At 54.5% G+C, this 26,288-nt stretch carries 30 protein-coding genes and 2 tRNA genes; 15 read left to right on the forward strand and 17 right to left on the reverse strand.

Going from position 1 to position 26,288, the window contains the following annotated elements; all coding sequences use genetic code 11:
- Positions 1-233: 233 nt before the first annotated feature.
- The 4 genes from BH714_RS05685 to fumD all read left to right on the forward strand — a co-directional run bounded on the left by BH714_RS05685 (position 234) and on the right by fumD (position 3,076).
- Positions 234-1,256 carry a methionine ABC transporter ATP-binding protein gene (locus BH714_RS05685; protein ID WP_020884357.1) on the forward strand — a complete coding sequence of 341 codons (1,023 nt, stop codon included), beginning with the start codon at positions 234-236 and terminating at the stop codon, positions 1,254-1,256.
- Positions 1,249-1,917, forward strand: coding sequence for a methionine ABC transporter permease (locus BH714_RS05690; RefSeq protein ID WP_040017290.1), 669 nt, complete (start codon positions 1,249-1,251; stop codon positions 1,915-1,917). The genes BH714_RS05685 and BH714_RS05690 overlap by 8 nt, the downstream gene beginning before the upstream one ends.
- Before the next feature lie 28 nt (positions 1,918-1,945).
- Positions 1,946-2,758 carry a MetQ/NlpA family ABC transporter substrate-binding protein gene (locus BH714_RS05695; protein WP_040017291.1) on the forward strand — a complete coding sequence of 271 codons (813 nt, stop codon included), beginning with the start codon at positions 1,946-1,948 and terminating at the stop codon, positions 2,756-2,758.
- Positions 2,759-2,866: 108 nt separating this feature from the next.
- The gene (fumD, locus tag BH714_RS05700; protein WP_014831602.1) at positions 2,867-3,076 is read left to right on the forward strand and encodes a fumarate hydratase FumD; all 210 of its coding nucleotides are present in this window, start codon (positions 2,867-2,869) and stop codon (positions 3,074-3,076) included.
- Here fumD and BH714_RS05705 read toward each other — a convergent pair.
- From BH714_RS05705 to BH714_RS05720, 4 genes are read right to left on the reverse strand one after another with little or no spacing between them, the layout of a single operon-like run.
- Positions 3,057-3,743 (reverse strand): amino acid ABC transporter permease, encoded by a 687-nt coding sequence (locus tag BH714_RS05705; RefSeq protein ID WP_040017293.1) that lies wholly within the window; start codon positions 3,741-3,743, stop codon positions 3,057-3,059. The two genes, fumD and BH714_RS05705, sit on opposite strands and share 20 nt — an antisense overlap.
- Complete coding sequence (locus tag BH714_RS05710) at positions 3,727-4,473, reverse strand: amino acid ABC transporter permease (protein ID WP_040017295.1); 747 nt, start codon at positions 4,471-4,473, stop codon at positions 3,727-3,729. Before BH714_RS05710 ends, BH714_RS05705 begins: the two co-directional genes overlap by 17 nt.
- A complete protein-coding gene (locus BH714_RS05715; protein ID WP_014169754.1) occupies positions 4,473-5,288 on the reverse strand; it encodes an amino acid ABC transporter ATP-binding protein in 816 nt (271 codons plus the stop codon). The genes BH714_RS05710 and BH714_RS05715 overlap by 1 nt, the downstream gene beginning before the upstream one ends.
- Before the next feature lies 1 nt (position 5,289).
- A complete protein-coding gene (locus BH714_RS05720) occupies positions 5,290-6,120 on the reverse strand; it encodes an ABC transporter substrate-binding protein (protein ID WP_040017296.1) in 831 nt (276 codons plus the stop codon).
- A 244-nt stretch (positions 6,121-6,364) separates the two neighbouring features.
- On the opposite strand from BH714_RS05720, the gene BH714_RS24180 reads away from it, so the two are divergent.
- The 4 genes from BH714_RS24180 to BH714_RS05740 all read left to right on the forward strand — a co-directional run bounded on the left by BH714_RS24180 (position 6,365) and on the right by BH714_RS05740 (position 9,138).
- A complete protein-coding gene (locus BH714_RS24180) occupies positions 6,365-6,532 on the forward strand; it encodes a hypothetical protein (RefSeq protein ID WP_014169756.1) in 168 nt (55 codons plus the stop codon).
- A gap of 107 nt (positions 6,533-6,639) precedes the next feature.
- Positions 6,640-7,965: a sensor histidine kinase gene (locus BH714_RS05730; protein ID WP_040017297.1), complete on the forward strand. Its 1,326-nt coding sequence runs from the start codon at positions 6,640-6,642 to the stop codon at positions 7,963-7,965.
- Entirely contained in the window at positions 7,958-8,569 is a 612-nt protein-coding gene (locus BH714_RS05735; protein WP_014169758.1) for a response regulator transcription factor, read from the forward strand. Before BH714_RS05730 ends, BH714_RS05735 begins: the two co-directional genes overlap by 8 nt.
- A gap of 89 nt (positions 8,570-8,658) precedes the next feature.
- Positions 8,659-9,138: a GlcG/HbpS family heme-binding protein gene (locus BH714_RS05740; RefSeq protein ID WP_032681169.1), complete on the forward strand. Its 480-nt coding sequence runs from the start codon at positions 8,659-8,661 to the stop codon at positions 9,136-9,138.
- A 35-nt stretch (positions 9,139-9,173) separates the two neighbouring features.
- Here the strand turns inward: BH714_RS05740 and BH714_RS24015 are convergent, their stop codons facing one another.
- Positions 9,174-9,314, reverse strand: a complete 141-nt coding sequence (locus BH714_RS24015; RefSeq protein WP_020884349.1) for a hypothetical protein — start codon at positions 9,312-9,314, stop codon at positions 9,174-9,176.
- Positions 9,315-9,439: 125 nt separating this feature from the next.
- On the opposite strand from BH714_RS24015, the gene BH714_RS05750 reads away from it, so the two are divergent.
- Positions 9,440-10,222, forward strand: coding sequence for an MBL fold metallo-hydrolase (locus tag BH714_RS05750; RefSeq protein ID WP_040017299.1), 783 nt, complete (start codon positions 9,440-9,442; stop codon positions 10,220-10,222).
- A 72-nt stretch (positions 10,223-10,294) separates the two neighbouring features.
- Positions 10,295-10,930, forward strand: a complete 636-nt coding sequence (locus BH714_RS05755; RefSeq protein ID WP_040017300.1) for a carbonic anhydrase — start codon at positions 10,295-10,297, stop codon at positions 10,928-10,930.
- Positions 10,931-10,958: 28 nt separating this feature from the next.
- On the opposite strand, the gene BH714_RS05760 is transcribed toward BH714_RS05755, so the two are convergent.
- The 4 genes from BH714_RS05760 to mdtK form a co-directional block, all read right to left on the reverse strand.
- A complete protein-coding gene (locus tag BH714_RS05760; RefSeq protein WP_040017301.1) occupies positions 10,959-12,554 on the reverse strand; it encodes an FAD-NAD(P)-binding protein in 1,596 nt (531 codons plus the stop codon).
- A 119-nt stretch (positions 12,555-12,673) separates the two neighbouring features.
- Positions 12,674-12,750 (reverse strand) — tRNA-Val (locus tag BH714_RS05765).
- A 4-nt stretch (positions 12,751-12,754) separates the two neighbouring features.
- Positions 12,755-12,831: transfer RNA gene (locus tag BH714_RS05770), tRNA-Val, on the reverse strand.
- A 153-nt stretch (positions 12,832-12,984) separates the two neighbouring features.
- Complete coding sequence (gene mdtK / locus BH714_RS05775; RefSeq protein ID WP_014169764.1) at positions 12,985-14,358, reverse strand: MdtK family multidrug efflux MATE transporter; 1,374 nt, start codon at positions 14,356-14,358, stop codon at positions 12,985-12,987.
- Positions 14,359-14,583: 225 nt separating this feature from the next.
- On the opposite strand from mdtK, the gene BH714_RS05780 reads away from it, so the two are divergent.
- Positions 14,584-15,225 (forward strand): riboflavin synthase, encoded by a 642-nt coding sequence (locus BH714_RS05780; RefSeq protein WP_020884345.1) that lies wholly within the window; start codon positions 14,584-14,586, stop codon positions 15,223-15,225.
- Between the two features lie 28 nt (positions 15,226-15,253).
- On the opposite strand, the gene cfa is transcribed toward BH714_RS05780, so the two are convergent.
- Together cfa and punC are read right to left on the reverse strand one after the other, a co-directional pair.
- Entirely contained in the window at positions 15,254-16,402 is a 1,149-nt protein-coding gene (gene cfa / locus BH714_RS05785; protein WP_014169766.1) for a cyclopropane fatty acyl phospholipid synthase, read from the reverse strand.
- A gap of 299 nt (positions 16,403-16,701) precedes the next feature.
- Positions 16,702-17,901, reverse strand: a complete 1,200-nt coding sequence (gene punC, locus BH714_RS05790; RefSeq protein WP_040017303.1) for a purine nucleoside transporter PunC — start codon at positions 17,899-17,901, stop codon at positions 16,702-16,704.
- A 114-nt stretch (positions 17,902-18,015) separates the two neighbouring features.
- On the opposite strand from punC, the gene punR reads away from it, so the two are divergent.
- A complete protein-coding gene (gene punR / locus BH714_RS05795; RefSeq protein WP_025204357.1) occupies positions 18,016-18,927 on the forward strand; it encodes a DNA-binding transcriptional activator PunR in 912 nt (303 codons plus the stop codon).
- A gap of 16 nt (positions 18,928-18,943) precedes the next feature.
- On the opposite strand, the gene purR is transcribed toward punR, so the two are convergent.
- Complete coding sequence (purR, locus tag BH714_RS05800; protein WP_014169769.1) at positions 18,944-19,969, reverse strand: HTH-type transcriptional repressor PurR; 1,026 nt, start codon at positions 19,967-19,969, stop codon at positions 18,944-18,946.
- A 297-nt stretch (positions 19,970-20,266) separates the two neighbouring features.
- Here purR and cydH point away from each other — a divergent pair, with 297 nt between their 5' ends.
- Both cydH and BH714_RS05810 read left to right on the forward strand, forming a co-directional pair.
- Entirely contained in the window at positions 20,267-20,356 is a 90-nt protein-coding gene (cydH, locus tag BH714_RS24020) for a cytochrome bd-I oxidase subunit CydH (RefSeq protein WP_032670423.1), read from the forward strand.
- 163 nt (positions 20,357-20,519) lie between these two features.
- Positions 20,520-21,686: an MFS transporter gene (locus tag BH714_RS05810; protein ID WP_014169771.1), complete on the forward strand. Its 1,167-nt coding sequence runs from the start codon at positions 20,520-20,522 to the stop codon at positions 21,684-21,686.
- A gap of 38 nt (positions 21,687-21,724) precedes the next feature.
- Here BH714_RS05810 and sodB read toward each other — a convergent pair whose 3' ends face one another.
- Together sodB and BH714_RS05820 are read right to left on the reverse strand one after the other, a co-directional pair.
- Complete coding sequence (gene sodB / locus BH714_RS05815) at positions 21,725-22,306, reverse strand: superoxide dismutase [Fe] (protein WP_020884341.1); 582 nt, start codon at positions 22,304-22,306, stop codon at positions 21,725-21,727.
- 122 nt (positions 22,307-22,428) lie between these two features.
- Positions 22,429-23,202 (reverse strand): C40 family peptidase, encoded by a 774-nt coding sequence (locus BH714_RS05820; RefSeq protein WP_014169773.1) that lies wholly within the window; start codon positions 23,200-23,202, stop codon positions 22,429-22,431.
- Positions 23,203-23,541: 339 nt separating this feature from the next.
- On the opposite strand from BH714_RS05820, the gene grxD reads away from it, so the two are divergent.
- Positions 23,542-23,889, forward strand: a complete 348-nt coding sequence (gene grxD, locus BH714_RS05825) for a monothiol glutaredoxin 4 (RefSeq protein ID WP_003832760.1) — start codon at positions 23,542-23,544, stop codon at positions 23,887-23,889.
- A gap of 45 nt (positions 23,890-23,934) precedes the next feature.
- Here the strand turns inward: grxD and rnt are convergent, their stop codons facing one another.
- The 3 genes from rnt to nemA form a co-directional block, all read right to left on the reverse strand.
- A complete protein-coding gene (gene rnt, locus BH714_RS05830; RefSeq protein WP_014169774.1) occupies positions 23,935-24,585 on the reverse strand; it encodes a ribonuclease T in 651 nt (216 codons plus the stop codon).
- A gap of 96 nt (positions 24,586-24,681) precedes the next feature.
- Positions 24,682-25,089, reverse strand: coding sequence for a lactoylglutathione lyase (gene gloA, locus BH714_RS05835; protein WP_020884340.1), 408 nt, complete (start codon positions 25,087-25,089; stop codon positions 24,682-24,684).
- A 100-nt stretch (positions 25,090-25,189) separates the two neighbouring features.
- On the reverse strand, positions 25,190-26,287 hold the full coding sequence (nemA, locus tag BH714_RS05840) for an alkene reductase (protein WP_040017305.1): 1,098 nt from the start codon (positions 26,285-26,287) through the stop codon (positions 25,190-25,192).
- Between the last annotated feature and the right edge of the window lies 1 nt (position 26,288).

Here is a 26,288-nt window from a genome sequence, read left to right on the forward strand (position 1 = left end):
AAAAATGCTGCAAAATTAACCGTTTTCATCAGGTGATGAACCGCTGATATGCACATGCCAGATAATCATTTCTGAAATTGGTCTAAATGCCTGCCGGCGCGAAAACCGCTATTTATTCCTGCAAGTTATAACAAATTCCTTTTTGTTCATTTAAAAGGTGATAACGCCTGTTTACTATCATTTGGACATCCATACTGCTAAACCGCCATGCGCGGGACGGATTACACATAAGAATGATTGTACTCAGCAATATTTCGAAGGTTTTTGACAACGGGAAGGTTGCACTCACTGCCGTTGATAACGTCAATTTGACGATAGAGCAGGGGCAGATATACGGCATTATCGGTTACAGCGGCGCGGGTAAAAGTACTCTTATTCGTTTGCTGAATGGACTGGAAAAACCCACTCGCGGCAGCGTGACCATCAACGGACAGGACATTTCTGCCGCAAAGGGCGAAGCACTGCGCCAGGCGCGTCTGAAAATCAGCATGGTCTTCCAGCACTTCAATCTGCTTTGGTCGCGCACGGTGAGTGAGAATATCGCGTTCTCAATGCAAATCGCCGGTGTGCCAAAAGCCAACATTAAGGCCCGCGTGGCTGAACTGGTCGATCTCGTTGGGCTGAAGGGACGCGAGAACGCCTATCCCTCGCAGCTGAGTGGCGGGCAAAAACAGCGTGTGGGGATTGCGCGTGCATTGGCCAATAACCCCGACGTATTGCTTTGCGATGAAGCCACGTCAGCCCTCGACCCCCAGACCACCGATCAGATCCTCGATCTGCTGCTGGACATTAACCGCCGCTTCAGGCTGACCATTGTGCTGATCACGCACGAGATGCACGTGGTGCGCAAAATTTGCGACCGCGTGGCAGTGATGGAGAACGGCAAAGTGGTGGAAGAGGGGGAGGTGCTGAGCGTCTTTACCCGTCCGCAGCAGCCTATCACTCAGCAGTTCGTCCGCCAGGTGAGCCAGTATGCCGAGGAAGAGACGTTTAATACGGAGCTGGCAGCGGACCTTGAAGGTAGCGTCATCAGGTTGACCTTTACGGGCCACAGCACCCATAAGCCGATCGTGGGCGAGCTGACTCTGCGCTACGGCCTGCCGTTTAACATTCTGCACGGAAAAATGACCCAAACGGCCCACGGCGTATTTGGGCAACTCTGGGTACACGTCGTGGCATCGGATGAACAACTGAGCAATATCCTCGCCGACCTGAAGCACAGCGATATTGAAGGCGAGGTAATTAAACATGGCTGAGACGCTTTTTCCTCATCTGAAGTGGGAGCAACTCTGGGCGGCGACGCTGGAAACGCTGTACATGACTGCGCTTTCCGGCGTGGCAACCTTTGTTCTTGGGATCATCCTTGGCCTGGCGCTGTTTTTAACCGCGCGCGGCGGGTTGTTCTACAACCGCACGGTCTACAGCGTGATTTCAATTGTGGTGAACGTGTTTCGTTCTATCCCGTTCATCATTCTGATTGTGCTGTTGATCCCGTTCACGAAAACCCTTGTCGGCACCATTCTTGGCGCCAACGCGGCGCTGCCGGCTCTGATTGTCGGTGCGGCACCGTTCTACGCACGCCTGGTCGAAATTGCCCTGCGTGAAGTGGACAAGGGGGTTATTGAAGCCACGCGCTCAATGGGCGCACGGCTGAGCACCCTGGTGTTTCGGGTTTTACTGCCGGAGTCATCACCTGCACTGGTATCAGGTATTACGGTAACGCTGATTGCGCTGGTGAGTTACAGCGCCATGGCGGGGGTGATTGGCGCAGGCGGTTTGGGAAATCTGGCATATCTGGAAGGATTCCAGCGCAACCATGGCGACGTCACGCTGGTGGCGACGGTGACCATTCTGATCATCGTTTTCATTATCCAGTTCTGCGGCGACGTCCTGACCTCACTGTTAGATAAACGATAATCTCTAATAACACACAGGAACCATCATCATGAAAAAAACACTGACACTGATCGCCGTAGCAACCCTGAGCGCCCTGAGCTTTGCCACCTGGGCTGATACCCTGACCGTGGGGGCATCCAACACGCCGCACGCCGAAATTCTGGAGCAGGCGAAGCCTATCCTGGCGAAGCAGGGTATCGATCTGGAGATCAAACCTTTCCAGGACTACATTCTGCCCAACACCGCGCTGGCGGGTCATGATATTGACGCTAACTATTTCCAGCATATTCCTTACCTGAACAGCGTGCTGAAAGATCACGCCGGTGATAAGGATTATGATTTTGTCAGCGCGGGCGCGATCCACATCGAGCCAATCGGGATCTACTCCAAAAAATACAAATCCCTGAAAGATCTGCCGCAGGGCGGCAAAATCATCATGCGTGATGCTGTATCTGAAGAGGGCCGCATTCTCTCTATCTTCGAAAAAGAGGGGGTGATCAAACTGAAGCCGGGCATCGACAAAGTGACCGCGCGTATCAGCGATATCGTGGAAAACCCGAAAAAACTGCAGTTCACACCTAACGTGGAAGCCTCTCTGCTGCCACAGATGTACAACAACGACGAAGGTGACGCGGTCGTGATTAACGCCAACTACGCGATTGATGCGGGCCTTGATCCTGTACATGACCCGATTGCGGTAGAGAGTGGTGAAAATAACCCGTATGCCAACATCATTACCGTGCATCGTGGTGACGAGAAGAAGAAAGATATCGTCGCGCTGGTGAACGTTCTGCACTCCAAAGCGATTCAGGACTGGATCCGCACCAAATACAAAGGCGCAGTGATCCCGGTAAACAACTAATTTATTGATTTTACGAATGAAGCCCGGCGGGACTCTCGCCGGGCTTCTTTTTTGTATCCGGGCGATGAATCATTTAAGCTGAGAGTTTAGGGCAATGGAGTGATGACGATGGGTAATGTGACCAAAGACGAAGCGCTGTATCAGGAGATGTGTCGGGTGGTCGGGAAGGTCGTTCTGGAGATGCGTGATTTGGGGCAGGAGCCGAAGCATATTGTCATTGCGGGGGTGCTGCGTACGGCGCTGGCGAACCAGCGCGTAAAACGTAGCGAGTTAACCACCCAGGCGATGGAAACCGTGGTCAAAGCGCTGGCCGGTTGAAGCGCCAGCGTTTCGCAAGCTGCTCAAGGGAGCAGCAGAGCAGGTAATAGACCACACCCGTAAAGATAAAAATGGCCGCCGGGTAAATTTGCACCCGGTTGTTCACCTGGCCGGCCACCGTGGTGAGCTCAGGGACATTCACAATAAACGCCAGCGACGTATCCTTCAGCAGGCTGATAAAAATCCCCACCAGTGACGGCAGAATATTGCGCAGCGCCTGCGGCAGCAGCACGCGCGACAGCGTTTGCCGGGTACTGAAACCCTGAGACAGGGCGGCCTCGTACTGCCCTGACGGTAAGGCGCTGAGTCCGGCCAGTACTGAATGCATAACCGAAGCCGTGGTAAACCAGGCCAGGGCCAGCGTGACAGTGAGCGCCCCCGGGAGATCGCCGCCGGTGATGAGCGGCAGCAGATACCACATCCAGAAAATCACAAAGATTAACGGGATCCCGCGAATTAACTCCGCCCATACAAAGAGCGCCTTGCGCACAAGCCCCGTAAAACGCCAGGCCAGGCACGCGAGAGCAATTCCACCGGGCAGGGCGAGAGCCGCCGCGCCCAGCGCCATCAGCAACGAGAGCAAGACCCCGCCAGGCTCACCGACTGCTGCACGTCCCCAGAGCAGGTAATCCAGGTTATCGGTAATGACATTAAGTCCGGCAAGCATGGTTTCCCCTCCCTGAGATTGGGCCGAGGCGCACCAGCACCGCCCCCATCAGCATACCGGTAAGCAGGTACAGGACGGTGCCGACGGTAAACGCCTCCAGCGCATGGGCGTTGTAGCTTTCAATCTGTCTCACCTGATAGGTCAGTTCGGCAAAGCCAATGCCGCTGGCGAGCGATGAGAGTTTCATCAGATTGAGATACTGCCCGACAACGGGTTGCCAGGCGTTGGCCAGCCCTTGCGGCAGAAGGATGTAACGAAACAAGCGCCACGCGGAAAATCCTTGTGCGAGCGCCGCTTCCCGTTGCCCGGCAGGGACTGAACGTAGTCCCGATGCCACTTCCTCAATCAAGAAAGCCGAGGTGAATACGCCTAACCCCCATGCAGAGCATAAAAACTCGGGGGTAAACCACCAGACGTCACCGGGCAAAACGGACCAGCGGTGATCCGCATTCACGGCATCCCGGAACGCCTGTGGTAACCCGTTCCAGGCGGCAAAATACCAGAACAGCAGCTGCACCAGCAGCGGCGTATTGCGAAACAGCGACACCCAGCTACTGACGACCGCGTTCCCGACACGTCCACCCGTCAGGCGAAGAAGCAGAAAAAGCAGCGCGAGCAGGGTTGCCAGCAGCATCCCCGCGAGCGTCACCCACAGGGTGGTGAGAAATCCGGATACGATCCACTGCAGGGGCTGTCCGGTCAGCACGCCCTGCCAGTCAAGTGCGGGCATTAGAGATGCTCCTGATGCAGCGGGTTCAGGACTTTTTGCAGGAATCGCTGAGCGCGTGGGTGCGACGGTTGCCTGAAAAATTGCTCCGGTGGCGCGGTTTCAAGAACGTGCCCGGCGTCGATAAACACAATCCGGTCGGCAATTTCCCGGGCAAATTGCATCTCATGCGTCACCACAATCATGGTGATCCCGCTGTGCGCAAGCGCCTTCATCACGAACAGCACTTCGCCAATCATCTCCGGGTCAAGCGCGGAGGTTGGCTCATCGAACAGAATGATTTGCGGTGAAGAGGCCAGCGCGCGGGCAATCGCCACGCGCTGTTGCTGACCGCCGGAAAGTTCGGCAGGGAAATGGTGTGCTTTTTCCAGCATCCCCACTTTTTCCAGCAGTGCCAGCGCCCGCGCCTGAGCTGGCTGGGCCTTCCAGCCGTGAACATGCTCCAGCGCCAGCGTGATGTTTTGACTGGCGGTGAGGTGGGCGTAAAGATTGAACTGCTGAAACACAAACCCGACGCGGCTGCGCAACTGACGCAGCGCGGTACCGGAGAGCCGTCCGGTGGGCTTGTTATCGATCAGGATCTCGCCACCGCTCAGGGTTTCAAGCTGATTGATAAGCCGGATCAGGGTGGATTTACCGGAACCCGAAGGCCCGAGAATGGCCACCACTTCACCTGGCGTGATGGTGAGGTTAATGCCCTTTAAGACCTGATGGTTACCGTAATGTTTCTGCACATCGCGAAACTCGACGCTGGCGTGTTCCAGATGTGAAAAATCCGCGGCACCGGCCGCGGAGTGTGAAAAAAGCGCTGAGAGCATATTACTGAGCTTCTATTTTAAAGGCACGAGGCTGTGGGGATGGGGTATCCGGACCGAACCAGACGTCATAGATTTTTGCCGCCTGACCGTTCTTCTCAAGGTTAACAAGCTCGTCGTTGACGGCTTTCAGCAGTGCGGTTTCGCCTTTTTTTACCCCCACGCCAATCTCTTCTTTGCTGAGCAGATCGGGCAGGATTTTGAAGTTCGCCTTGTCCGGCGCCTGCGCCAGCAGACCGGCCAGAATCGTACTGTCCTGAGTGATAGCCTGCACGTTACCGTTGCGCAGGGCCGTCAGCGCCAGCGGAATATCGTCATAAGAGAGCACGCGGGCGTGCGGGAAACGCTGGTGCAGCGCCTGTTCACCCGTTGTGCCTTTTACCGCGCCAATGCGCGCCCGGCTATAGGCATCAAGCGTATCGGCAGCTTTTACCGGTACCAGGAACTGTTGGCCGGTCACGAAATAGGGAAGGGAGAAATCAACCACCTGCGCCCGTTCCGGGGTAATGGTGATATCTGCCACAATCAAATCTGCCTTACCGGACTGCAGGAGGGGAATGCGGTTAGCCGGGTTGGTGGCGACCAGTTCAAGCTTCACGCCAAGTGCACTGGCAAGCGCTCTGGCGAAATCGACGTCGTAGCCGATAATCTCATGGGTCTTTGCATCGATGGAGCCAAACGGCGGATTGGCATCAAAGGTGGCAACTTTGACCACGCCTGCGGCTTTAATATCCGCCAGTTGATCGGCCTGCACCTGCATTGAGAACAGACCGCCTGCCGCCAGTAAGCCCAGCACCAGTGTCCTTTTTTTAAACCCTTTCGTGTTTGCTGCCATAGTGATTGTTCATCCCGTTGTTTTTGTTTTACCCCGTTACGCTCCCATAAGCGAAAGCTCTCGCCAAATAAGAAATCGTTCTTTGCTATAAGCAAAAAAGCATTAGTGAACAAGGTGTTAATGGCGAGTAAAAGAATGGAGGGCTATTTGCAAATCCTGCACATCGACAGTGGATTTTGGTATTTCCCCTGTGCGGGTGTTGGGTGTTTAACTTAGGGCAAGTGAAGCGAAAGGGGGAAAGACGATGAAAAAGTGGATAAACACGTTACGGCGGTTTTTTGCGACCCGACCAGCGAATGCGGAGAACAGCGCGCAACGTGTTCTTGAGTCCGTACTGCCTGTCGCCAGCCTGTATGGCGTGGACGTTGCCAACATTGATCCGGAGTGGTTCCATGATAAAACGTCACGCTGAACTGCGCCGCACGCGCGAAATGTACTGGAATGAACTGTGCGAAATTTTGTTCTGACAACGGTTAACTGCTAATGTCGGCAGGATGAATCTCCTGACCCGTTAACGGAATGAATAACACTCTTTTCAGGCGCACGGTTATTGTCTGGCTGCTGGTGTGCCTCATCAGCGGCGTTTTGCTCTATGCCGAACAGATCCGCCGCCAGTTCTGGGAACGCGATCGTGAGTTTTCGACACGCTATTCCACCCTTAGCGCCGTACTGACGCAAAATGAATCTGTTTTGCCGTTACTCAACGGCGAGGAAGACCTCGCGGCCCTGCGCAAAAAATTCCCGCACATCCTCGCCCTTGAGAAAACCTCAGGCCGTGCGCTGAACGCCGCCCGTGTGGAATCGACCCGCGATTGTCAGTACTGGCTGTATAACCCCTGGCGTCAGATCCGCGTACTTATCGATCTTGCGCCGCTGCTCCGCACCCAACATACCTTTGACGCACTTGCCATTCGCTTCAATGACGCAGATAACGCGCCCCCTGCCGGGGCTTTCTGGCACTGGCAGCGGACCTTCACGCAACCCACACAACCTTTTACCCTTATGGCCACGGCAAAGCCGCACTGGCTGGCCGTCTCCTGGTGGGTATATCCGTTCCTGTTCTTCGGCTGGGCAGTGCTTATCGCCGCGGCCAGCCTGCTGCTCTGGCAACGGCGGCAGCGCCAGCACGCCGAACAGCGCGCACACTATTACCAGCATGCAAGGCTCAACACCCTGGGAGAGATCACCGCTGGGATCGTGCATGAGATTAACCAGCCGCTGACTGCCGTTCAGACCTGGATCCAGGGTGCTCAGCGTCAGCAACAGCAGGCGAATCCGCAGGCCGTATCGCAGGCGCTGGCTGCCGCGCTGGTACAAACCCAGCGTATCAGCGCGCTCTTAACCCGCTTTCGCGAACATGTGGTTCAGGAAAAAGTCACCTTGCGCGACATCGACCTGAAACCGTGCTGGCAGCAGGTGGTCGATCTCCTTGAACATGAACGCCGCTCTGAGCATATCGCGGTAAGCCATGCGTTCGCGGCAGGTGCCACGCGGGTTCTGGCAGACCGACTCTGGCTTGAACAGGTGCTGCATAATCTGCTCAGTAATGCCATTCAGGCCCAGCAAGAGTGCGCGCAAGGGTGGGTGAAAATAACCAGCGAGAAACGGGAAAACTGGATTTATATCACCCTCACCGATGGCGGACCTGGCTTTAGCCCGGAGGCCTTGCAGAACGCCTTTATGCCGTTTTACAGCGGACGGACGGAAGGAATTGGGCTGGGAATGACGTTAACGGAGTCGTTGATGACGCGCATGAATGGATCAATCACGCTGGGCAATGCGCCCCAGGGCGGGGCGCAGGTCCGGTTACAACTGGCGAGTGGAGAGTTAAATACGCGTGGATAACACAGTCTGGCTGATTGATGACGATGAATCCATCCGTGAGTCGCTGGCCTTCTTACTCTCGGGAATGGGCTGGCAGGTCAATGGGTTTGAAAGCGTGGACGCGTTTACTTCAGCGCACGGTGGGCGCGCGGCGCTCGTCGGCTGTCTGCTGCTGGATATGCGCATGCCGGGAAAAGGCGGGCTGACCTGGCTGGAGGAGGGCAAATGGCCCTGGCCGCTGCTGCCGGTTATCGTCATGACCGGACACGGTACCGTTGATGCCTGCCGCCGCGCCTTTCGCAATGGCGTCTTTGAGTTTTTCACCAAGCCGCTGGATGCCGATAAGCTCATTGAAACGGTGGGGCTCGCCTTCGAAGAGAGCCAGAGACGACTGACCCGCTGGCAGGAAACGTCGCGGATTAAAGCGCGTTTCGAACAACTGACGGCACGTGAGCACGAGGTGCTGGCGGTGCTGATGGAAGGACGCAGCAATAAAGAGGTGGCCCTGCAGTTGAACCTCTCGCCCAGAACGGTTGAAGCGCACCGGGCCGCGGCGTTCGCCAAGCTTGGCGTGACCAGCCTGGTGCAGGCAATCCGCGATTACGACAAATTACAATCCGTATAACTACCAGGATAATTGCGTAATCAACCGAATTACGCTTCATCGCGCGTCTGAGTACGATCGAACGGTATTCAATCATTCGAGGACATGCGATGAAAAAAGTAATGATGGCAGCCGCGCTTGTCGCCGGTAGCGTAAGCCTGACGGCACAGGCCGACGCATTGAACCAGAAAAATCTCTCCCTGGCGCAGGCCAACGCGCTGGCGACCTCCGCCATTCAGGCCTGCGTAGCGAAAAACTACCAGGTGACGGTCACCGTGGTGGACCGCGCCGGTGTGGTCAAAGCGGTGCAGCGTACAGACAATGCCGGGCCACACACGGTAAAAGCCAGCGAAATGAAAGCCTATACCGCGCTGAGTGCAAAAAATGCGTCAGGCAAGGTTATGGACGCCGCGCAGAGCAATGCCGGCGCACAAAACATGCGTGATATTCCGGGCTTCCTGCTGCTGGCCGGTGGTCTGCCGGTGAAAGAGGGGGATGAGGTGATCGGCGCAATAGGGATCGGCGGTGCGCCGGGTGGTCATCTGGATGAAGCGTGCGCGCAGGCGGCGATTGACGGGCTGAAGAAATAATATAAAAAAGCACCGGGTTTTCCGGTGCTTTATCATCAGATCTTGCAGGCATCACCGCAGTCGTCATCGGCGATAATCGACTGCGCTTTTTTATCAGCGTCGTCGAGACGTTCCGCGTTACGCTCTTCAGCTTCATCCAGCCCGTTAAAGACCAAGTTTTCGAGATCAATTTCCATATGGCACCTGCTTTGTTCGGTTTTTGATACTGGCACAGTATAGGGCAAAAAGAGCCGGCAATGTACCGCGCAGCACATAACGATAATCCCTGCCATACTCAGTGCTTTATCGCTGAGGAGAGCTCATGATTACACTGTGTAAAACCTGCGGTACCTCTTATGACGCAACGCCGGCGCGATGCCCTGTGTGCGAGGATGAACGCCAGTATGTTCCGGCCAGCGGCCAGGCGTGGAGTGATTTTGCGACGGTGACGGCCACACACAGCAATAAATGGCAGCAGCTTGAGCCGCAGCTGCTCAGTATCAAAACGGTGCCCGCTTTTGCCATCAACCAGCGCGTGCTGCTTCTGCGTACCCCCCACGGCAATATCCTTTGGGATTGCATTGCGAATCTCGACCCGGCAACCAGAACCATCATCACGGCGCTCGGCGGCATCAGCGCGATCGCGATTTCACATCCTCACTACTACACCACAATGCAGGAGTGGGCCGGGGCTTTCGATGCGCCGGTTTACCTGCACGCGAACGATCGCGAGTGGGTTATGCGCGACAGCCCGATGCTCCACTTCTGGCAGGGCGATACGCTGGACATTTTCCCCGCGGTAACGTTATTACGCCTCGGAGGACATTTCGCTGGCGGAACGGTGCTGCACTGGCAGGAGGGTGATGGTGTCTTACTGGCAGGTGATATTCTACAGGTCACGCCGGGCAAAGATGCCGTCTCGTTTATGTGGAGCTATCCGAATATGCTGCCGTTGCCCGCCCGCAGCGTCGAAGACGTGACCGGGCGGCTGGTGGGGAAAAAATTCGCTCGCCTGTACGGCGCTTTTGAAGGGCAAAATATCCTGGCGAATGCGGATGAGATTGTGCAGCGGTCGGGCCAGAAATATATTGCTTGTCTGAAGTAAAGTCCGGTGGGTAAACTTTACTTGTGTGATCCCGATCATACCTAAACTAAAACAGATAAAAGAGAAATTGCTATGCAACATATCATTGAAGGTTTTCTCAGCTTTCAAAAAGAGATTTTCCCGCAACGTAAAGAGCTCTTCCGCAGTTTAGCGTCCAGCCAGAATCCCAAAGCGCTGTTCATCTCATGCTCCGACAGCCGTCTGGTCCCAGAACTGGTCACTCAGCAAGAGCCAGGACAACTCTTTGTCATTCGTAATGCTGGCAACATCGTGCCACCGTTCGGCCCTGAGCCAGGCGGTGTCTCCGCAACGATTGAATACGCGGTTGTTGCGCTGGGCGTGACCGATATTGTTATCTGCGGCCACTCCAACTGTGGGGCGATGAAAGCCATTGCCGACAATGCGGACCTCGAACCTATGCCGGCGGTTTCTCACTGGTTACGCTATTCCGATGCGGCAAAAGCGGTGGTTGAGAAGAAAAGCTGGGATAAGCCAATCGATAAAGTGAATGCGATGGTGCAGGAAAACGTGTTTGCGCAGCTGAGCAACATTAAGACTCACCCGTCAGTGGCGGTGGGCCTGCGCAATAACGCCATCCGTCTTCACGGCTGGGTGTATGACATTGAAAGCGGCAAAATCCTTGCACTGGATAAAGAGACGAAAACCTTCGTCTCTTTATCCGATAACCCGCAGGTTTACTTCGAGTAATCCCGCGTTGCAGGGCACGGATGCCCTGTCAGTCATCACTGTACGGTAATTTCCTTCTTGAACCCGACGCGGTTTTCTCTGCGGCTTTTGCCATCGCCTCTGCTATCTCTGCACATTCCGCCAGTCCCTGAACAAAAGGGTGATCGTGCATCAGCCACGGGATTGCGCCAAATGCAATGCGTCCGCGAAGCGTTTCCGGCGCTTTTAACGTGTAATCCTCGCCAATATCCGGGATCTCATCGCCCGTCGCCTGTAGCTGCTTGCGCAGCGTAGGGAAGGGCAGATCTTTTGTTTTAAGCGGCTTTTGCCCGCGGGCATCAATAAAGACGTCGAAACGGTAGGTCGTCTCTTTAGTGGCGATCACCGTCTGCGCGCTGCCAATATCCAGCGTGTAATCATCACCCAGCGCCACAACACTAATGATGCCGGCCTCACGAAGCGCGAGAAGCCTGCGAATCGACTGCGGGGGAATGGCGGCATAGTTGTCGATAAAGACGCGTGCCAGCCCGTTTTTAAAGCGTTCAGCGTCCTTTTCGGTAAGATGAGGAACCATCTCCTGAACCACTTCATGCAGCCGAAGCACGGTGTAGCGCCAGGCCACCGTGCGCCGGTCACGTTTGTTCCGCTCGACTTCAATCAGGTTCTCTTCAGCCCAGGTAAACGGACCGTGCTGTTTTCGATCCTCAAACCACGCTTCGCGAAGGCTGTCCGCCGTCTGCATGCGCAGCGATATTTTCTCACACCAGGCCGGGTCGGCGAGTTCAAGCTCTTTCACCATCAGGGCGAAAATGCGGTCAAGCAGACCGTCTGATCCTTTGGCGATTTCGGCTTCGAGTACCGATTCGGTTAATACCGACAGCGGTTCGTACGGAATAGGACAGTAAAAATCGGCCTCTGGCAGAATCCCGGTCCTGGACATGAGTACAATTTTTAACGCTTCACTTCCTTTATCAAGGAGGAACGTGCCGTCGCGAAACTCACCATGCTGCATGACCACGGCCATCGCCGCGTCCAGCCCGCTTAAGGATGTTCCCATAATACCGACGCGGCAGGGGCGGATGCGGGCATCCATCAACCCTGACCACGGGCTTGGGAAATACGCGCGCGTGGCTTCCTCTTCTTCTGGCCAGACATGCCCGGTGGCGATCACGGCGAGATCGAATCGTTCCGGAAACGGCGTGTCATTGACCGAAAGCGTCACGCCGGAGGAGGACGGGGCAACATCGGTGACGGTGGCAGACGTGTGGATCTCAACCTGAAATCCCCGCCTCTTAGCTTCCTGGACTATTGTCTGGAAACTGTCGCGAAAATACTCGCCCAGCAGAATACGGGGCAAAAACTGTCTGTCATGCAAGGTGGCTTTATCAACCTTAAAGCGCGCCAGATGGGCTTCACTCTGGCGCTTAAGCCAGTCGAGGTAGGTCATAAAAAGGGGCGGGATCTCAATGCTGGCAATGTTGGCCAGCATCAGGCGAGAGTTATCGTCGTCGTTGTAGGGCATTCCCACGCCAGCTTCGTCTGCCTGTTCAAAAACGGAGACAGAGAGCGGCGACGCGTTCTTAAGAAGAGAATGAAAGGTGTAAATCCCTGTAGGGCCGGAGCCGATAATGGCGATTTTCTTCATCGACAGTCTTCCTGTTTTTTTTTCCATAAGAAAAGCGTAGCAGGAGAATAATGATGAAATTGAGGTATTAAGAAAAATCAGGCGTTAAGAAGAGGATTTGCACCATTTCAGGACTGAAATGGTGCGTCCGAGTGGACTCGAACCACCGACCCCCACCATGTCAAGGTGGTGCTCTAACCAACTGAGCTACGGACGCAGAATGGTGCGTTCAATTGGACTCGAACCAACGACCCCCACCATGTCAAGGTGGTGCTCTAACCAACTGAGCTATGAACGCAACGTGTTGTCGGTGACAACGGGGACGAATATTAGCGGCACAGCATCGTTGAGGCAAGAGGGAAAATGCATTTTTCTCTCTGATTTCACGCGATTGCTTTATTACCGCGCAAAGTGAAGAGAAAGTAGCCGCCAGCTGGCGGCTACTGCGTATTTAACGTGCAGCGCGTTGCAATATTACCGAGGATGACTGGCGTTGCAGGAAGCGCATGCGCAGCATCATCATAATTGCCGCAGAGGTTAAGCCGATGATAAAGCCCATCCAGAATCCTGCCGGCCCCATGCGGTCAACCACCAGATCGGTAAGCGCCAGGATATAACCACACGGCAGACCCAGCACCCAGTAAGCGATGAAGGTGATAAAGAAGATCGAACGCGTATCTTTATACCCACGCAGTACGCCGCTGCCAATCACCTGTATGGAGTCGGAGATCTGGTACACCGCGGCAAGCAGCATCAGATGGGAGGCAAGGGCCACCACTTCCGGGTTGTCGTTGTAAAGCAGGGCAATTTGCTCACGCAGCGTGATGGTAAACAGTGCCGTACAGATGGCCATACAGACACCGACGCCAAGCCCCGTACGGGCCGCCGTTTGCGCATCCAGCGTCGAACCTTGCCCCAGACGAAAGCCCACGCGAATGGTCACCGCTGCGGCCAGCGACATCGGCAATACGAACATCAGGGAACTGAAGTTCAGCGCAATCTGGTGACCGGCTACGTTCACAATGCCGAGCGGAGAAACCAGCAGGGCGACCACGGCAAACAGCGTCACTTCAAAGAACAGCGCCAGTGCAATCGGCAGGCCTAACTGCACCAGACGCGTCATGATGTTCCAGTCCGGCGTGCTGAACGAACGTTCATTGCGGATATCGCGCATTGAACGGGCACGTTTCACATAGGAGATCATACTGAAGAACATCACCCAATAGACGGCAGCCGTCGCCACGCCGCAGCCGACGCCGCCGAGCTCCGGCATACCGAAGTGACCATAGATGAAGATGTAGTTCACCGGAATATTCACCAGCAAGCCGATAAAGCCCATTACCATTCCGGGCTTGGTTTTCGCCAGACCTTCACACTGGTTACGCGCGACCTGGAAGAACAGATAGCCAGGCGCACCCCACAGCAGGGCCCGCAGATAGCCGACGGCTTTGTCAGCCAGAGCTGGGTCAATATTATGCATGGCGCGGATGATATGACCGGCATTCCACAGCACAACCATTATCAGCACAGAGACAAACCCTGCCAGCCAGAACCCCTGTCGAACCTGATGGGCAATACGTTCACGTCGCCCTGAGCCATTTAGCTGAGCGATAACCGGGGTGAGGGCGAGCAGCAGGCCGTGGCCAAACAGGATGGCCGGAAGCCAGATCGAGGTGCCTATTGCCACGGCGGCCATATCGGTGGCGCTGTAGCCACCCGCCATTACCGTATCCACAAATCCCATTGCGGTCTGGGCTACTTGCGCGATGATCACTGGTATAGCCAGTGCCAATAACTGGCGCGCTTCATTCATGTACTTCTGCACGTGAACACCTTTATATTCTAGTTATTTGAGAGACTAAAAAGGCCGCCGTAACTGGCAGCAAGAAGAAAATGCAGGGGGGTGCCAGCTATTGTAGCGGGGTTTAGCTATTTATCTAGTGAAAAAATCGCCACAAAATGCGCTCCGCTGGCAACCTGTTTTTCCAACTGTTATTGTGGTGGGATTAAACGGTGTCACCACCGTCCGGAAAAAACAGGAGTTGTAAGCATGTTTACTGGTATTGTGCAGGGCACCGCCAAAGTGGTGTCCATTGATGAAAAACCTAATTTCCGAACTCATGTGGTTGAGCTTCCGGAATATATGCTTGATGGCATTGAAACTGGCGCCTCGATTGCACATAACGGCTGTTGCCTGACGGTAACCGAAATTAACGGTAACCAGATTAGCTTTGATTTAATGAAAGAGACGCTGCGCATCACCAACCTGGGCGAGCTGGTGGTGGGGGATACCGTAAACGTAGAGCGTGCGGCCAGGTTCAGCGATGAGATTGGCGGCCATCTGATGTCAGGCCATATTATGACCACCGCGGAAGTGGCGAAGATTGTCACCTCGGAAAATAACCGTCAAATCTGGTTTAAAGTGCAGGATCCTTCATTAATGAAATACATCCTGTATAAAGGGTTTATTGGTATTGATGGGATTAGCCTGACGGTTGGGGAAGTGACGCCGACCCGTTTCTGCGTGCATTTAATTCCTGAAACTCTCCAGCGTACAACCCTGGGGGCGAAAAAACTGGGGCATCGGGTTAATATCGAAATCGATCCGCAGACTCAGGCGGTTGTGGATACCGTTGAGCGGCTGTTGGCGGCAAAAGAAGCCGCAATAATAAAGACCGCAGAAGAAGAATAAAATGAACCCCGGATATCCGGGGTTTTTTTTAGCGTGCGACCCGCAAACCGTGTTCTATCCCTCGGCTGAAAACAACCTGCCAAAGTTGAATATCACGCGCGCGAAAGGCGCCTGCGCAGGCATTGAGATAATAGCTGAACATCCGTTTAAACCGTTCAGAATAGTTGTCCGCAATTTCTGGCCAGGCTTCCTGGAAACGTGAATGCCATGCCATCAACGTGGTGTCATAATCCGCGCCAAAGTTATGCCAGTCTTCCATAATGAAATGAGGTTCACTGGCGTTAGCAATCTGGCGAACGGACGGCAAACAGCCATTCGGAAAGATGTATTTGTTGATCCACGGATCGACGTTATTGTCGGTGCGCTTAGAACCAATGGTGTGCAGCAGGAAGATGCCGTCAGGTTTCAAGTTACGGTCCACCACGCTGAAGTAGGTGTCATAGTTTTTCGGCCCCACGTGTTCGAACATGCCGACGGAGACTATGCGATCAAACTGCTCGTTCAGGTCGCGATAATCCTGAAGGCGAATATCCACATCAAGGCCCTGGCAGCGCTCCCGTGCCATTTTTTGCTGTTCAGCTGAAATGGTCACACCGACCACGCTGGCACCATAATGCTTCGCCATAAAATAGGCCAGACCACCCCATCCACAGCCGATATCCAGCACACGCATGCCCGGCTGTAGCTGCAGTTTTTCACAAATCAGACGTAGCTTAGCCTGCTGTGCTTCTTCAAGGGTTGAGGCCTCTTTCCAGTAGGCGCAGGAATATTGCATGAAAGGATCGAGCATGCGGCTGAACAGGTCATTACCGAGGTCGTAATGCTCCTTGCCGACGATCCACGCCCGTTTTTTGCTTTGCAGATTAAACAGCCGGGCGGAGGCGACACGTAATGTATCTTTCAGATTACGGGGGAGCTGGTTTTCCAGACCGGCGCGTAAAACGCTGGAGAAAAACATATCCAGCCGTTCACACTCCCACCAGCCGTCCATATAACTTTCCCCCAGGCCTAACGATCCCTCTCGCAATACGCGTTTAAAAAAGTCGGGATGCTTAACCTGTGGATCGGATGGCGAAGATCCATTAATAGTGATGCCTGCACGACCTAACAGTTCACTGACGATCCGGGACCAGTTATCGTCCGGAACGCTGACTTCTTCTATACACGATGAACTCATAGCTTCTCCATCACCTTACTGTGATCAGAACCTTCAAACAGCGTAGACGCTTTTTATGGTTTGTGAGAAATCTCACGGTATTTCCCCGTGAGGCTAGTATCCGACGTAGAACAGAGGAAGGGAGATAACCCTTGCCGAAATGCCTTCCATGGTAAAACGGGAGCGCTCCGGCTCCCGTTAACACTTAATATTTATCGTATTTAATCGAACCAAATTTAGTATAGGCCTCAAAATTTGGTGATTCAATAGAAAATTCTTAGCAACCTAATCACTGATATTTAACATAATTTCTGACGCGATTATGCATGCGAGGTTTTCACCTCTGCGCGGTCATCCTGCTCACGTTGTGCCGCAGACTGCATACGGTATCCCAGAAGGGCCAGCGCAACCGTAACCAGCATGACGCTGGTGGTGGTCAGGAGCGGCGTGGCAATCAGCGCAGAGACCACCAGGCTTGCCAGGAAGCACAGACCCAGCTGCAGGGTATTCTGAAGCGCGGCCGCACGACCTGTTGCCTGTGGGAACGGACGTAACGCCTGGGCTACGACGATAGGGTAAATCGCACCGTTCGCCACGGCCATCACGCAGAAGGGAATCAGAATTTCTGCCAGACCTGCGCCCGGGATAAAGCCCACAGCCCAGGTGGCGATCACGCTCAGCGCGTAGAGCACCAGCAGCCAGGGCAACATCTGCTGACCTTCCCATTTTTGCAGCGCCGCGCGACAGCCATAACCCCCGACCAGAAACGCGATGGTCTGCGGGACATAGCTCAGACCGATGGCGGCCGGGCTGTAACCCATGTCGTGAAGAATGAACGGCGAACCGGTCAGCCACGCGAAGAAACTCGCCGAGCAGGCGGCATAAATCAGGACATTACCGCGGTACGCTTTGGTGCTCAGCAGAGAGGTGAAGGTCACCGGTGTTGTGTCAGCAGGCGTCTCTTTCTTATGTGCCGCTTTGAGTGTGAATGCCGGGATCATCAGGACCAGCGTGATGGCAAACAGCGTAGCGAAAATGGCCTGCCAGTCGAAATGCGCCAGGATCCAGCTCCCGAGCAGCGGGGCGAGGGCAGGCGAAAGCCCTACCAGCGGCATAATGGTGGCGAAAATGCGGTTTATACGGTTGGCCGGATAGTAGTCGGTGACCAGCGCCTGCCAGGTCACCGCGGCAGCACAGACGCCAACGGCCTGCACGAAGCGCAGTACCAGCAGCCAGGTTGCATCGCGTACCCATAACATTCCCAGACAGCCGACGGCAAAGATAGCCAGCCCCAGCAACAGCACCGGTTTACGGCCAAAGCGGTCAGAGAGAGGCCCCCAGAGCAGCTGCGCGAAGGCAAAGCCCGCGAGGAATAAGCTCAGGCTGGCGCTGATGGCTGCCGCCGGGGTCTGTAAATCTTCCTGCATTGCGGCGAAGGCAGGCAGGTACATATCAGTGGCTAAAAAGCCCAGCACGCTTAAACCACCGAGCCAGACTAAAAATCCTTTCCTGGGTTGCATTGTTTTTTCTCCTGAGGGAGGCAGGTCTATGTTTGCGCAGAGTGTAGGGAGTGCAAAGCAGGTTGTGAAACGCTAATATTTGGCGAGTGCATTCAAAATTTTTGCAGGCAGAAAATGTGGTCAGATTATTCTCTTGAAGTGGTCGATGCTGTTGCGCGCAACGGCAGCTTTAGCGGTGCAGCGCAGGAGTTGCACCGCGTCCCCTCAGCAATCAGCTATACGGTGCGTCAGCTTGAGGAATGGCTGGCTGTTCCGCTGTTTGAACGGCGTCACCGTGATGTGGAATTAACGCCCGCCGGGGCATGGTTTTTGAAAGAAGGGCGTTCTGTTATCAAAAAAATGCAGATCACCCGCGAACAGTGTCAGCAGATCGCTAACGGCTGGCGAGGACATCTTTCCATTGCCGTGGATAACATCGTAAAACCGGAACGTACCCGGCAAATGATTGTCGATTTCTATCGCCATTTCTCGGATGTCGAATTGCGGGTATCCCAGGAAGTGTTTAACGGCGTATGGGATGCGCTGGCAGATGGCAGGGCAGAGATGGCGATCGGTGCCACGCAGGCGATTCCGGTTGGAGGACGCTTTGCCTTTCGCGACATGGGCATGCTCAGCTGGAAATGTGTGGTGGCAAGCGATCATCCGCTGGCTGACCTGGACGGGCCGCTCAGCGACGAAACGCTCCGTAACTGGCCCTCGCTGGTGCTGGAAGATACCTCGCGTTCGTTGCCCAAACGCATTACCTGGCTGCTGGATAACCAGCGACGGGTGGTTGCGCCGGACTGGGAATCCTCAGCAACATGCCTCAGCGCAGGGCTGTGCGTTGCCATGGTCCCTGGCCATTTTGCGCGGCCCCGAATCGACACCGGTGAATGGGTTGAACTGACGCTGGAAAATCCTTTTCCGGATGCGGCCTGTTGCCTCACCTGGCAACAAAATGATGTGTCGCCCGCAATGGCCTGGCTGCTGGATTACCTGGGAGACAGTGAGACGCTTAACCGGGAATGGCTACGGGAGCCAGTATAACTGGCCCCGTAAAAGATTAACGACGATAGTCGCGGAACGGACCATCCGCAACGGAACGGCGTTCGATAAGACGCGGGTGAACTTCAATGGACTGAGACTCTTCACGCTTGTTGACGATCCTGTCCATCAGCATATTGAAGGCCGTTTCACCCAGCGAGTCTTTTGGCTGGTGGATGGTGGTCAGCGCCGGGGTAAAGAAGCGCGCGTTGCGCACGTTGTCATACCCGATCACGGAAATGTCCTGCGGCACGCGCAGACCCAGTTCATCGGCGGCACAGAGAGCTCCCATCGCCATAATGTCACCGCCACAGAAAACGGCTGTCGGGCGATGCGACTGTGAGACAATCTGCTGCATTGCGCGGTAACCGGATTCCGGTTCAAAGTCACCCTGCACGATCCAGTTTTCCGGCACGGTAATCAGCGCCTCTTCCATGGCTTTCATAAACCCGGCCAGACGTCCGGCACCGGTGTTGCGCTCCAGTGGACCCGGGATCACACCAATCTCACGGTGACCGCGTTCAATCAGATAACGGCCTGCCATATAGCCGCCTTCAAACGCGTTATCGATGACGGAGTCGGTGAAGTCTGCACGTGCTTCGCCCCAGTCCATGACCACCATAGGAATATGGCGGTACTCTTCCAGCATGGAAAGCACGGACTCCGGATACTCTGAACACATCACCAGCAGGCCATCCACACGCTTTTGCGCCATCATGGAGAGATAAGCGCGCTGTTTTTCAATGCTGTTCCACGCGTTGCCCAGAATCAGGGTATAGCCTTTCTGGAAGCAGTTTTTCTCGACCGCTTCAATGATCTCGGCAAAATAGGCCGCTTCACTGCTGGTTGCCAGCAAACCAATGGATTTGGTGTGATTAACTTTGAGGCTGCGCGCCACCGCACTCGGTGAATAGTGTAATTCTTTGATTGCCGCCCAGACGGCGTTGCGCGTCTCTTCCGCCACAAAGCGGGTTTTGTTAATTACATGTGATACGGTTGTAGTGGAAACGTTTGCGCGTTTTGCTACGTCTTTAATTGTTGCCATTAAATGTCACTCCAGACCATATCCTAAACTCCTGAAAAACTTGAAGGTAAACGTTTGCCTTCTCTCACCCTTATCACGCAATCTTGAATTGCGGCACGCCGGGAAAACGACACAGGACGTCAGGAGGGGGTCAATGGCCGGTACGCTAATAAATTTAGCGTGGAATTTTGTCCTATCTTGATGAAAAGGGGAAGAGCTAAAGTGGTTATCAGTTTAAATCCAGGAAGATTTTTGAACTAAACTGTGTAAAAATGAGCAGGCTCACTTTTCGTGGGGAGATTAAAAGGAGAAAAATTGATGAGCTACGATCTGAAGTTTTCGCTGGTGACCACCGTTATTGTACTGGCTCTGATTGTTGCGGCGGGTCTGACGGCTGCATTGCACTGATTTACACGGAGGGAGAGCTCTCTCCCTCTCAGTTTTCCTGATTGTTACGCCTGCGGCAAAAATCTTTTGCCAATTTGTTAACTTCTCATTTTTTGTGATTGATGTCATGCTTTCGGCTTCTTTGTTCTGTGTCACGACATGACACGGCATCCGGAGTTGACGCATGAAAATCAATTTTCCCCTGCTTGCCCTGGCGATTGGCGCTTTTGGGATTGGCACCACTGAATTCTCCCCGATGGGGTTACTGCCTGTTATCGCCCGGGGCGTGGATGTTTCTATCCCGGCGGCCGGGATGCTCATCAGCGCCTACGCCATTGGCGTGATGGTGGGGGCACCGCTCATGACGCTTCTGCTTTCACACCGCGCGCGCCGCAATGCGCTGATTTTCCTGATGGCGATATTTACGCTGGGCAACGTGCTCTCCGCGATTGCGCCGGATTACACCACCCTGATGTTGTCCCGCATTCTGACCAGTCTTAACCACGGCGCGTTCTTTGGGCTGGGATCGGTTGTGGCCGCAAGCGTGGTGCCAAAACACAAGCAGGCGAGTGCCGTGGCAACCATGTTTATGGGTCTGACGATTGCCAACATTGGCGGTGTACCTGCCGCAACCTGGCTGGGTGAGGCGATCGGCTGGCGCATGTCGTTCCTGGCGACGGCCGTGCTGGGTGTTATCGCCATGGTGGCGTTGTACTTCTCCTTGCCGAAAGGCAGCGCTGGTGAACGTCCTGACGTCCGCAAAGAGCTGTCGGTACTGATGCGCCCGCAGGTGCTCTCCGCGCTGTTGACCACCGTACTGGGGGCGGGCGCCATGTTTACCCTGTACACCTATATTTCACCGGTGTTGCACGATATCACCCACGCAACGCCTCTCTTTGTGACCGCGATGCTGGTGCTGATTGGTGTCGGGTTCTCTATAGGCAACTATCTCGGCGGGAAATTCGCCGATCGTTCCGTGAGCGGGACGCTGAAAGGCTTTTTAACGCTGCTGATTGTCATCATGATCGCCATTCCATGGCTGGCGCGTAATGAGGTCGGGGCGGCGATGGCGATGGTTGTCTGGGGGGCTGCGACCTTTGCCGTGGTTCCGCCGCTGCAGATGCGCGTGATGCGCGTTGCCCATGAGGCACCGGGTCTCTCGTCGTCGGTCAATATTGGCGCGTTTAACCTTGGCAATGCGCTCGGTGCCGCTGCCGGTGGTGCCGTCATTTCTGGTGGCCTGGGATACAGCTTTGTGCCGGTGATGGGGGCGATAATTGCCGCGCTCGGCCTGCTGTTAGTGATGATGTCTGGCCGTAAACAGCCGGAAGCAGCGTGCGCTGCTGAATAATTAAAAAACGCAGAAGGGCAACCCCTTCTGCGTGTCTCTTACGCGGCGAAGTTCTTCGCCACAAACGCCCAGTTAACCAGTGCCCAGAAGTGCTCCAGGTAGTTCGGGCGCGCGTTACGGTAATCAATGTAGTAGGCGTGTTCCCAGACGTCCACGGTCATCAGCGGCGTTGCGCTGGTGGTCAGTGGCGTACCCGCGTTCGAGGTGGAAACGATAGCCAGTTTGCCATCCGCGTCTTTCACCAGCCACGTCCAGCCAGAACCGAAGTTCTTGACTGCAGCATCCGTAAACTTCGCTTTAAAATCAGCAAAGCTACCAAATGCCGCGTTAATCGCGCCAGCCAGTTCACCCGTAGGTTCGCCGCCTGCATTCGGTGCCAGGCAGTGCCAGTAGAAGGTGTGGTTCCACACCTGAGCGGCATTGTTAAAGACACCGCCCTCTGAACTGCGGACGATCTCTTCCAGCGTTTTGCCTTCAAAATCGGTGCCCTTGATCAGGTTGTTCAGATTGGTGACGTACGTCTGGTGATGTTTGCCGTAGTGATACTCCAGGGTTTCCGCAGAAATGTGCGGGGCCAGGGCGTCTTTTGCATATGGTAGTGCAGGTAATTCGAACGACATTGCTTCTCTCCTTATTGTTTTTTATGTTGCCAATAACCACACAGACAACAGGGACAGAATAGCAAATTGAAAGGGTATGCAAAAGAGGAACTTACCCTGCCACGGCTGTGGCAGGGCAGGGGTTAGCGAATGGTTTTTGGCGTCATCACGCGGCGTGCGCCGACATAGTGACGTACCCAGTAGTCTTCACTGAGAGAGGTTATCTGGATGTCCTGGCCGCTACGTGGGGACTGAATAAATTTCCCGTTGCCTACATATACGCCAACGTGGTCAGCCGTGCCGCGCCCCTGAGTGCGGAAGAAGACGAGATCGCCATTCTCCAGTTCACCGCGGTTGACCGGTGACGCGTCGCGCAGGTGATACATCTCATTGGCGGTACGTGGAATACGGAACTTCACCAGATCTTTATAGGCGTAATAGACGAGGCCGCTGCAGTCGAAACCGGTACGCGGTGAGCTGCCGCCCCAGCGATAGGGTTTGCCGATCTGCCCCATCAGTTTATTCAACGCCGTTTTTTGCGCTTTCTGCACGCGAACCTTATGCACTTCCGCTATTTTCGTGACCTTCGTGCATTTCGCTTTATGACCTTTGCGGGGAATGCATTTTTCCGTCACGAGATTAGCTGCAGTTTGCGAGGCTTTGCTTTTGGTTGCGTGGGCAGTGCGGGAAGGTTTTGTTTTCGTCTTGCTGGAGGCGGTCTTTTTAGTCTGGGTGGTGGTCTTTTTCTTGTCGTTCTTGCTGGTGGTTTTTTTCTTACGGTCTGTGGTTTTGGCCAGATGCGTTTTTTGTACAGCAGAGTGCCGCGCCTGTTGAGAGGCGTTCGCCACTGGCGTGAAAGTGAGTGTTGTAAACAGTAAAGCACAGAGCGTGATCGAGATTTTATTTATCCGCGCCACTGGGCAGTCCCCTGATAAATGCAGGTCATCAATAATACCCGCGAATGATTTACAAAGCCCGTCGATTCTAATCTATAAAAACCCGATAAGTTAATAGCATTTTTCAATCTACAATCCTGTTTCGTTAGCAAGTGCAAAAAAATTCATCAATCTGTCGCACTATTGTTCACTCCCTAAACAAAACCCTGAGTGCCGCAGGGTTAAACACCATTTGCAATGCAACTTTTCATCACTCGCGGTAAAATAAGAAAGACGTGACAAAAATGTTATTTTCCGATGGCAGTCTGAACCGCTACAATGACAGACGAATGCCGTAACAGAAGTTAAAGGAAGCAAGACATGAGCACCACTATTGAAAAAATCCAGCGCCAGATCGCTGAAAACCCGATTCTGCTGTATATGAAAGGTTCTCCGAAGCTGCCAAGCTGTGGCTTCTCCGCGCAAGCGGTTCAGGCGCTGTCTGCCTGTGGTGAGCGTTTTGCTTACGTTGATATCCTGCAGAACCCGGACATCCGCGCTGAGCTGCCTAAATACGCTAACTGGCCGACGTTCCCACAGCTGTGGGTAGACGGTGAGCTGGTCGGCGGTTGCGATATCCTGATCGAAATGTATCAGCGCGGTGAACTGCAGCAGCTGATCAAAGAAACGGCTGCGAAGTACAAAACGGAAGAGCCAGACGCGGAGTAAGTTATCTGCGAAGACAAAAAAGCGACCTCATGAGGTCGCTTTTTTTTATTCTTCACTGTCACCCATAGGCAGCGGCCAGCCGCCCAGACGCTTCCAGCGGTTCACAATTTCGCAAAACAGTTCCGCCGTCCGCTCGGTGTCATAAAGCGCGGAATGCGCCTGCGTACCGTCAAACTCAATGCCTGCCGTAATACATGCCTTTGATAATACCGTTTGTCCCAACGCCAGACCGCTCAGTGCCGCGGTATCGAAGGTCACAAACGGGTGGAAAGGGTTACGCTTGAGCGACGCGCGCTCAGCGGCGGCCATGGTAAAGGTGTGATCGAACGTGGCGTTATGCGCCACCATAATGGCGCGGCTGCAGTTGCTCTCTTTCATACCTTTACGCACCATTTTAAAAATGGCGTGCAGCGCGTCATATTCACTTACCGCACCACGCAGCGGGTTATGCGGATCGATGCCGTTAAAGGCCAACGCCTCGGGCTGTAAGTTGGCCCCTTCAAACGGTTCAACGTGGAAATGCAGCGTGGTGTCCGGTGTAAGCCATCCCTGTTCATCCATCTTCAGCGTGATGGCGGCAATTTCAAGCAGCGCATCGGTTTTAGCGTTAAATCCAGCTGTTTCAACATCGATCACAACAGGATAAAAACCACGAAAACGGTCGCACAGACCGCTAAATTGAGCGTTATCGGACATCAGGGTCTCTTACATGGGGAAAAAAGCAGTGCGCATTATGGCAAATTTTGGATGGGGATGCAGTAAAAGTACGGGCGCATGTTGCGCCCTGCGGGATCAGTTGCCCAGACCGCGACCAGCGTCTTTGGCTTCAATCAGCTCGATTTTGTAGCCGTCCGGATCTTCAACAAACGCGATCACGGTGGTGCCGCCTTTGACCGGGCCAGCTTCGCGCGTCACGTTACCGCCGTTGCTGCGAATACGTTCACAGGCTTCGGCTGCGTTGTCCACTTCCAGCGCGATATGACCATAAGCGGTGCCCAGCTCATAGCTGTCCACGCCCCAGTTGTAGGTCAATTCGATGACCGCTTCGTCCGTTTCCGGGCCGTAACCCACAAACGCCAGCGAGTATTTATATTCCGGGTTTTCGCTGGTGCGCAGCAGTTTCATACCCAGTACGTTAGTGTAGAAATCGACAGAACGTTGCAGATCGCCAACGCGCAGCATGGTGTGAAGTAGGCGCATAATTTCCTCATTAACCAATGGAATAGAATATCTATTTGAACAGAAACGATGTTTTAGTATAGCGGCGAAAGGTCGCCGCTATCAATGAGCAATGAAGAGATTACAGGGTAGGGTAGTCGGTATAACCTTCAGCGCCGCCGCCGTAGAAGCTTTCCGGACGCTGAGGGTTCAGCGCGGCTTTCTGCTGCAGACGGGCGACCAGATCAGGGTTAGCGATAAAATCGCGACCAAATGCAACGGCGTCGATCAAACCTTTGCTAATCAGATCTTCAGCTTTCTCAGGGGTATATGCACCTGCACCGATGATCACACCGTGGAAGCGTTCGCGTACTTTCTGACGGAAGGCTTCAGTGTAAGGTTGACCACCGGCCCAGTCTGGCTCGGACATATGCAGATACGCGATACCCCGTTTTGCCAGCTCTTCAATCAGATAAAGGGCATCCGCTTCTTCGTTCGGGCCGTTATCAACGTTCTGGAAAGAACCAATCGGGGAAACGCGGATACCAATGCGGTCCGGGCTCCACTCCTGACATACGGCATCCACCACTTCCAGCACCAGGCGCGCACGGTTTTCAACGCTGCCGCCGTACTGGTCGGTACGATGGTTAGAGGACGGTGACAGGAACTGGTGCAGCAGATAGCCATGCGCGGAGTGCAGTTCAACCAGGTCGAAACCGGCTTCACGCGCATTCGCCACGGCCTGGCGGAAATCGTTAACAATCCCCGGGATCTCGTCCAGTTCAAGAGCGCGCGGCATAGACGTATCAACGCGGATCGCATTGCCGTTTTCATCGCGCAGGGAGGTGCGGGTGTTCGCGCTCAGGGCAGAGGCGGAAACCGGTGCCTGAGCGCCAGGCTGGATGCTGCTGTGAGAGATACGACCGGTATGCCACAGCTGGACGGCAATACGACCCTCTTCAGCGTGAACGCCAGCCGTGATTTTTTTCCACGCGGCAATCTGTTCCGGGCTGTGCAGACCTGGTGCGCCAGCGTAACCCTTAGCCTGAGCAGAAATCTGAGTGGCCTCGGTGATGATCAGGCCAGAGCTTGCGCGCTGACGGTAATATTCACCCATCAACGGGGTAGGGATATCACCCGGCTCAATGCTGCGCAGACGGGTAAGCGGGGCCATGAACACACGGTTTGGCGCGGTAACGGCACCCACTTTCAAGGGGGTAAATAATTTTTCAGCGGACATA

This window comes from Enterobacter ludwigii (assembly GCF_001750725.1).
GTDB classification, from domain to species: Bacteria; Pseudomonadota; Gammaproteobacteria; order Enterobacterales; family Enterobacteriaceae; genus Enterobacter; species Enterobacter ludwigii.